Genomic DNA, 6,092 nt, shown 5'->3' with positions numbered 1-6,092 from the left:
GCTCCAAAGCCTGCGTGAGGGCACACCGAAGCGTGAGCGAGGTGCCGAGTGGTGGGGCAAGAGCCTTTTGGTTACTTTTGGGCTCTTTTCAAAAGTGACCCGCCGTAAGGGCGGAACCCAAAGCGGCCATCACCCAAATAACGGATATACACCCACCCCAAAAGCCCAACCCCCATACCACTCAGAGGCTGTAATAATACCCGCGACTACGCAACGCCATGATCCGCGGTCGGCCATCCGGATGTGGGCCGATCTTTTTACGCAAGTTGCTCACGTGCATATCCAGGCTGCGATCGTAGAGGGTCAACTTACGCCCCAGCGCGATCTGCGCCAGCTCCTGCTTATCCAGCGGCTCACCCGGCTGGCGCAGCAAGGCTTCAAGCAGGCGACTCTCAGATACGGTGAGAGCAAATTCCTGCTCATCGATGGTCACCACCCCACGCACCGGGCTGAAGCACAGGTCGCCCAGTTCCAGCTGAGTAGACACCGCCGCCGGATGACTGCGGCGCAATACGGCGCGCAAGCGGGCAGTCAGTTCGCGCGGGTCGCAGGGCTTGGCCAGGTAATCGTCGGCGCCCAGCTCCAGGCCGAGTATGCGATCCAGCGGCTCGCCCCGTGCCGAAAGCATCAGCACCGGCAATTCCGGATGGTCGTTGCGCAATTGCTTGAGCAGCTCCAGGCCGCTGCCGTCGGGCAGCATCACATCGAGCACCACCGCCGCAGGGGCGCTGTCGGCCAAGGCTTTACGCGCGCTCAAGCCGTCGTGGCAGGCACGCACCTGGAAACCTTCCTGGCTCAGCCAACTGGTCAGCAGCTCACAGAGCTCCTGGTCATCATCTATCAGTAACAGCTCGCTCATGACTCACTCAATTTAGCCATTGTCGACGGCGACGGTGCCCACCGCTGGCGAAGATCCCGCACAGCAGGGCGATCAGTGCGACGGCCCCACCGGTGACAAACCACTGTTGTTGCTCGGTCAGCCAGCGGGTCAAGGCGCCGCCTTGTGATTCTTTGAGTTGCTGGGCCAGGCGTTGGTTCTCTTGGCGCAAGCGATTCAGTTGGGCACTTTCGCGGGCAGTGTCTGCGCTTTGCAGTTGCTTGCTCAGTTCTTCACGCAGCCGTTCGCTTTCTTTCAAACGTTGCTGCAACTCGGTGATCTGGCTGGCGGCACTCACGGACAGGGGCGTGGAACTGCCGGTGTTCGAGGTTTCTTCAGCGTGGGCCGTAGCCCCGATCGTTAACACTGCCAACAGACACAACTGAGGTAAGCGCATCGGAACTCCTGATTCCACACGAATATTCAGAACGTTGTCGGCAGGTTACCGAGAATAATGAGCCATTAGGAGCGCGCCGAACCGATTAGGTTCGGCCCGGCTTTATTAAACAAAGCGGGTTCAAGGCAGGACTTGCTTGAACGGCTTGATCACCACATCGGCGTAGACGTCTGCTGCTACATACGGGTCGGCCTTGGCCCAGGCTTGGGCGTCGGCCAACGAGGCGAACTCGGCGACGATCAGGCTGCCGGTGAAACCGGCGTCGCCCGGGTCGTTGCTGTCCACCGCCGGGTGTGGGCCGGCCAGCACGATGCGGCCTTCGGCTTGCAACTGTTTCAGGCGTTCGACGTGGGCCGGGCGCACGGACAGGCGTTTTTCCAGCGAGTTGGCGACGTCGGTAGCAATGATGGCGTAGAGCATGTCAGTCCTCGGTTTTCGGCGTGGTAGGGGCGGTGTCATGCAGGTGGCGCGACAGGTAGATACCCTGGCCGATCAGGAACAATACGGTCATGCCCAGGCTGCCGAAGACCTTGAAGTCGACCCAGTAGGCCTGGAAGGTAAAGGCCACGAATAGGTTGGCGGCGCCGCAGAACAGGAAAAACACGATCCAGGCCACGTTCAAGCGTGTCCACACCGGGTCCGGCAGGGTCAGTGCATGGCCCATGATGCGCTTGATCAGCAGGCGATCACCGATGAAGTGGCTGCCGATAAAGACCAGGGCGAACAGCCAGTTCACCACGGGGGCTTTCCATTTAAGGAAGGTTTCGCTGTGAAAGGCCAGGGTCAGGCCACCGAATACCAGGCAGGCAATCAGGGTCAGCCATTGGCTTTTTTCCAGTTTGCGCTGGGAGATGAAGATGGCGCCGTAGACCACGATCGAGCTGATGATCAGCACGGCGGTGGCGCTGTAGATGCCCCCGAATGTCAGCTCGTGACCGGCGATATCAATGACCCTGGGGTCGAGTTTGGTAACGATGAAAAACAGCAACAGCGGGATGAAGTCGATGAATTGTTTCACAGTAAGAGCCAGAAGCTGGATGTGGCGGCATAATAACAAACATCCTTGGTTGCGATAGCGCCAGCTGACTTGAGGTTACACACCCCCGTGAATGTTGATTTGCACTGCCACAGCACGGCCTCCGACGGCGCCCTGGCGCCCGCGGTTCTGGTTGCGCGTGCGTTTGAAAAAGGCGTGCGAGTCCTGTCCTTGACCGACCACGACACCCTCGAAGGCCTCGACGAAGCCCGTACGGCCGCGCATGCGCTGGGCATGCAGCTGGTCAATGGCGTGGAATTGTCCTGCACCTGGGGCGGCGCCACCATTCATGTGCTCGGTTACGGTTTTGATCAGAACGCCGCGCCGTTGGTCGAGGCCATTGCCCAATTGCACGATGGCCGCTGGCTGCGGTCCGAAGAAATAAGCCGCAAGCTCAGCCTTAAAGGCATGCCCAATGCTCTGGAAGGCGCCCGCGCCATCCAGCAGGAGCTGGGCGACAGCGGCAACGCACCGGCCCGTCCGCACTTTGCCGACTGGATGGTGCGTGAAGGTTTTGTAAAGGATCGCGCCGAGGCGTTTCGCAAATGGCTGGGCGCCGGCAAGTTGGGTGACGTCAAGCAACATTGGCCGACCCTGGAAGACACCGTCGGCACGCTGCGGGCCGCTGGGGCCTGGGTCAGCCTGGCGCATCCGTGGCATTACGATTTCACCCGCAGCAAGCGCCGCAAGCTGATTGGCGACTATATTGGAGCGGGCGGCCACGCAATCGAAGTGGTCAACGGGCACCAACCCGCCGAACAGGTGGGAAGCCTGGCGATTCTTGCCCGCGAATTTGGTCTGCTGGTCAGCGCCGGCAGTGACTTTCATGGCCCAGGCGGCTGGTCCGAGATTGGCGAGTATCGCCAAGTACCGGAAGATCTGCCGCTGTTGTGGGGGCGATTCAAGCATGACCCCATTATTGCCACCGTCTGAACAGGTAGAACACGTGAGTCAATTCTTCCAGATTCATCCGGAAAACCCTCAAGCGCGCCTGATTAAACAGGCCGTGGAGATCATCCGCGCCGGCGGCGTGGTGATCTACCCAACCGACTCGTCCTACGCCATTGGTTGCCAGATCGGCGACAAGAACGCGGTTGAACGGGTCAGACGCCTGCGTGACCTGGACAAGAATCACAACTTCGCACTGATTTGCAGCGACCTGTCCCAGCTTGGGCTGTTTGCGAAGGTCGACACCGGCACCTTCCGCCTTCTTAAAGCCCACACGCCGGGGCCCTACACCTTTATTCTCAACGCCACCCGCGAAGTGCCGCGCCTGTTGCTGCACCCGAAAAAGCGCACCATCGGCCTGCGTGTGCCGGAGCACCCGATTGCCCTGGCGTTGCTGGCTGAACTGGGCGAGCCGCTGATGAGCGTGTCGTTGATCTTGCCCGGTGAAGAAGAGCCGCTGTACGACCCGTACGAAATGCGCCGCCTGCTGGAAAAACACGTCGACTTGATCATCGACGGCGGCTACGGCGGCAACAAGGCCTCCACCGTGATCAACCTGGCCGACGGCGAGCCGGAAGTGGTGCGTGTGGGTTGCGGCGATCCGACGCCGTTCATGGTCGAGGCCTGAATGTCGGTCGTCGAAACCGTCGACAGCCAGGCCGGCGCCCAGCAGGAACTGCCCTTTGCCATGGTCTATGGCCAGGCGGTCCTGGAAATGCCGCTGGACCTGTACATCCCGCCGGACGCCCTGGAAGTGTTCCTTGAAGCCTTCGAAGGCCCGCTGGACCTGCTGCTGTACCTGATCCGCAAGCAAAACATCAATATCCTCGACATCCCGGTGGCGGAAATCACCCGCCAGTACATGGGGTATGTCGAGCTGATGCAGACCGTGCGCCTGGAGCTGGCCGCCGAGTACCTGGTGATGGCCGCGATGCTCGCCGAGATCAAATCGCGCATGCTGTTGCCGCGCTCGGAGACCGTCGAAGCCGAAGAGGATGACCCGCGCGCCGAGCTGATCCGCCGCCTGCAAGAGTACGAACGTTTCAAGGCCGCCGCCGAAGGCATCGACAACCTGAGCCGTGTGGGCCGCGATGTGGTGGTGCCCAAGCTCGACGCCCCGGAAGCCCGGGCGCGCAAGCTGTTGCCGGATGTGAGCCTGGAAGAATTGCTGATGTCCATGGCCGAAGTGCTGCGCCGGGGCGACATGTTTGAAAGCCACCAGGTCAGTCGCGAGGCACTGTCGACCCGTGAGCGTATGAGCGATGTGCTCGAACGCCTCAAGGGCGGCGGGTTTGTACCCTTTGTCGAGTTGTTCACCAAAGAAGAAGGGCGCCTGGGGGTGGTGGTGACCTTTATGGCGATCCTTGAGCTGGTAAAGGAGTCCTTGGTCGAGCTGGTCCAGAATGAGCCTTTTGCGGCTATCCACGTGCGGGCGCGAGCCGAATAACGAGCTGAATCGATGAATTTGACTGAACCCCGCGAACTGGCGCCACTGCTGGAAGCCTTTCTCCTGGCCTCGGGTAAACCGCAATCCCTTGAGCGCCTGTTCGAACTCTTTGAAGAGGCCGAGCGCCCTGAGCCACCGGTGTTCAAGAAGGCATTGGAGATCCTGCGCAAGTCCTGCGATGGCCGCGCCTTTGAGCTGCGCGAAGTGGCGTCGGGTTATCGCCTGCAGATCCGTGAGAAGTTTTCCCCGTGGGTCGGCCGTCTGTGGGAAGAGCGCCCGCAGCGTTATTCGCGAGCGATGCTTGAGACCATGGCGCTGATCGCCTATCGCCAGCCGATCACCCGGGGCGAAATCGAAGACGTGCGCGGTGTGGCGGTCAACAGCCATATCGTCAAGACATTGCTTGAGCGTGAGTGGATCCGCATCGTCGGCTACCGCGACGTGCCCGGCAAACCGGCGATGTTTGCCACCACCAAGGTGTTCCTCGATCACTTCAACCTGAAAAACCTGGATGACCTGCCGCCGCTCGCCGAACTGCGCGAGATGGAGGTCGAGCCGGTATTGGATTTCGACGACGCACCGGTTCCCGCCAGCCTGCAGGAACTCGCCGACGCCACGGCCGAGCCGGAAGAGCCGAAGGACGAGACCAGTTTCCATACCTTGTTGCTCGAATTGGACGACATGGAGCAGGGGATCAAGACCGATTTCGACGACTTGCTGCGTGACGGTGCGAGTGAACCGCAAACCCAGGTGAACGGTGAAACCGTGCCCGAGGTCGAAGTTGAACCGGAACCGGAACCGGAGCCCGAGGAAGACATCCTTGGCGTGGCTGAAGCCCGCGAGAAACTCCTGGCTGCCGTCGCCGCCCTCGAACAACCGCCGTTGAGCGACGAGGAAGACGAAGCCCGGGCCCTGGCCGAAGCCATCGAAAACGAACGCCGCCAACTCGAAGACTGACGCAATTCGATGTGGGAGGGGGCTTGCCCCCGATAGCAGTGCCCCAGTGACAAAAATGTAGGCTGAGACACTGCATCGGGGGCAAGCCCCCTCCCACATTGGATCTGCATTGTCTGGGTTGTCTGGGAGAAAACATGAGCTCCAGCAAAGACCCGTGCATCAGCATCTGCAAATTCAGCGACGATATCTGCGTCGGCTGTGGCCGCAGCAAGCGCGAAATCCGCGCCTGGAAGAAACTCGACAAGGTCGACAAACGCACAGTGCTGGCCGAAGCCGAGCTGCGCCTGTTGGCCCTGGGCGCCACCGGTCGGCGGAAAAGCAAATGACTGCGGCTTAATCGACTAGTCTGTGATGCGCAATGCGCGCCATGCGCGTATGATTCGCGACCCTTTGGCGACGTATTCGCCCAAAGCCCCGCTTTCAACACTCT

General features: G+C 60.8%; 9 protein-coding genes. 5 read left to right on the top strand and 4 right to left on the bottom strand.

Features of this window, described 5'->3' with window-relative positions:
• Window positions 1-181: 181 nt before the first annotated feature.
• From ACP7B3_RS08850 to ACP7B3_RS08835, 4 genes are all read right to left on the bottom strand, one after another.
• Window positions 182-859, bottom strand: coding sequence for a response regulator transcription factor (locus ACP7B3_RS08850; protein ID WP_145159562.1), 678 nt, complete (start codon window positions 857-859; stop codon window positions 182-184).
• 7 nt (window positions 860-866) lie between these two features.
• Window positions 867-1,274, bottom strand: a complete 408-nt coding sequence (locus tag ACP7B3_RS08845) for a translation initiation factor 2 (protein ID WP_145159560.1) — start codon at window positions 1,272-1,274, stop codon at window positions 867-869.
• A gap of 120 nt (window positions 1,275-1,394) precedes the next feature.
• The gene (locus ACP7B3_RS08840) at window positions 1,395-1,694 is read right to left on the bottom strand and encodes a YciI family protein (RefSeq protein ID WP_426178638.1); all 300 of its coding nucleotides are present in this window, start codon (window positions 1,692-1,694) and stop codon (window positions 1,395-1,397) included.
• A 1-nt stretch (window position 1,695) separates the two neighbouring features.
• Window positions 1,696-2,292 (bottom strand): septation protein A, encoded by a 597-nt coding sequence (locus tag ACP7B3_RS08835; RefSeq protein ID WP_106578415.1) that lies wholly within the window; start codon window positions 2,290-2,292, stop codon window positions 1,696-1,698.
• Window positions 2,293-2,379: 87 nt separating this feature from the next.
• Between ACP7B3_RS08835 and ACP7B3_RS08830 the strand changes: the two genes are divergently transcribed.
• From ACP7B3_RS08830 to ACP7B3_RS08810, 5 genes are all read left to right on the top strand, one after another.
• Window positions 2,380-3,243 (top strand): PHP domain-containing protein, encoded by an 864-nt coding sequence (locus tag ACP7B3_RS08830; RefSeq protein WP_426178637.1) that lies wholly within the window; start codon window positions 2,380-2,382, stop codon window positions 3,241-3,243.
• Between the two features lie 13 nt (window positions 3,244-3,256).
• Window positions 3,257-3,886, top strand: a complete 630-nt coding sequence (locus ACP7B3_RS08825; protein WP_106578417.1) for an L-threonylcarbamoyladenylate synthase — start codon at window positions 3,257-3,259, stop codon at window positions 3,884-3,886.
• 120 nt (window positions 3,887-4,006) lie between these two features.
• Window positions 4,007-4,705 carry a segregation and condensation protein A gene (locus ACP7B3_RS08820; RefSeq protein WP_178119667.1) on the top strand — a complete coding sequence of 233 codons (699 nt, stop codon included), beginning with the start codon at window positions 4,007-4,009 and terminating at the stop codon, window positions 4,703-4,705.
• A gap of 12 nt (window positions 4,706-4,717) precedes the next feature.
• Entirely contained in the window at window positions 4,718-5,662 is a 945-nt protein-coding gene (gene scpB, locus ACP7B3_RS08815) for an SMC-Scp complex subunit ScpB (RefSeq protein ID WP_426178636.1), read from the top strand.
• Window positions 5,663-5,796: 134 nt separating this feature from the next.
• Window positions 5,797-5,988 carry a DUF1289 domain-containing protein gene (locus tag ACP7B3_RS08810; RefSeq protein ID WP_145159550.1) on the top strand — a complete coding sequence of 64 codons (192 nt, stop codon included), beginning with the start codon at window positions 5,797-5,799 and terminating at the stop codon, window positions 5,986-5,988.
• Window positions 5,989-6,092 lie beyond the last annotated feature (104 nt).

Origin of the sequence: Pseudomonas sp. TWRC1-2 (assembly GCF_049896685.1) — a bacterium.
In the GTDB taxonomy this organism is placed as follows: Bacteria; Pseudomonadota; Gammaproteobacteria; order Pseudomonadales; family Pseudomonadaceae; genus Aquipseudomonas.
The sequence above is the reverse complement of the archived record's forward strand: the minus strand, read 5'-3'. Positions and strand labels throughout refer to the sequence as shown.

Bases quoted from the DNA above. Each gene is read 5' to 3' on its own strand.
- ACP7B3_RS08850 (WP_145159562.1), bottom strand. From the start codon at position 859: ATGAGCGAGCTGTTACTGATAGATGATGACCAGGAGCTCTGTGAGCTG.
- ACP7B3_RS08845 (WP_145159560.1), bottom strand. From the start codon at position 1,274: ATGCGCTTACCTCAGTTGTGTCTGTTGGCAGTGTTAACGATCGGGGCT.
- ACP7B3_RS08840 (WP_426178638.1), bottom strand. From the start codon at position 1,694: ATGCTCTACGCCATCATTGCTACCGACGTCGCCAACTCGCTGGAAAAA.
- scpB (WP_426178636.1), top strand. From the start codon at position 4,718: ATGAATTTGACTGAACCCCGCGAACTGGCGCCACTGCTGGAAGCCTTT.
- ACP7B3_RS08810 (WP_145159550.1), top strand. From the start codon at position 5,797: ATGAGCTCCAGCAAAGACCCGTGCATCAGCATCTGCAAATTCAGCGAC.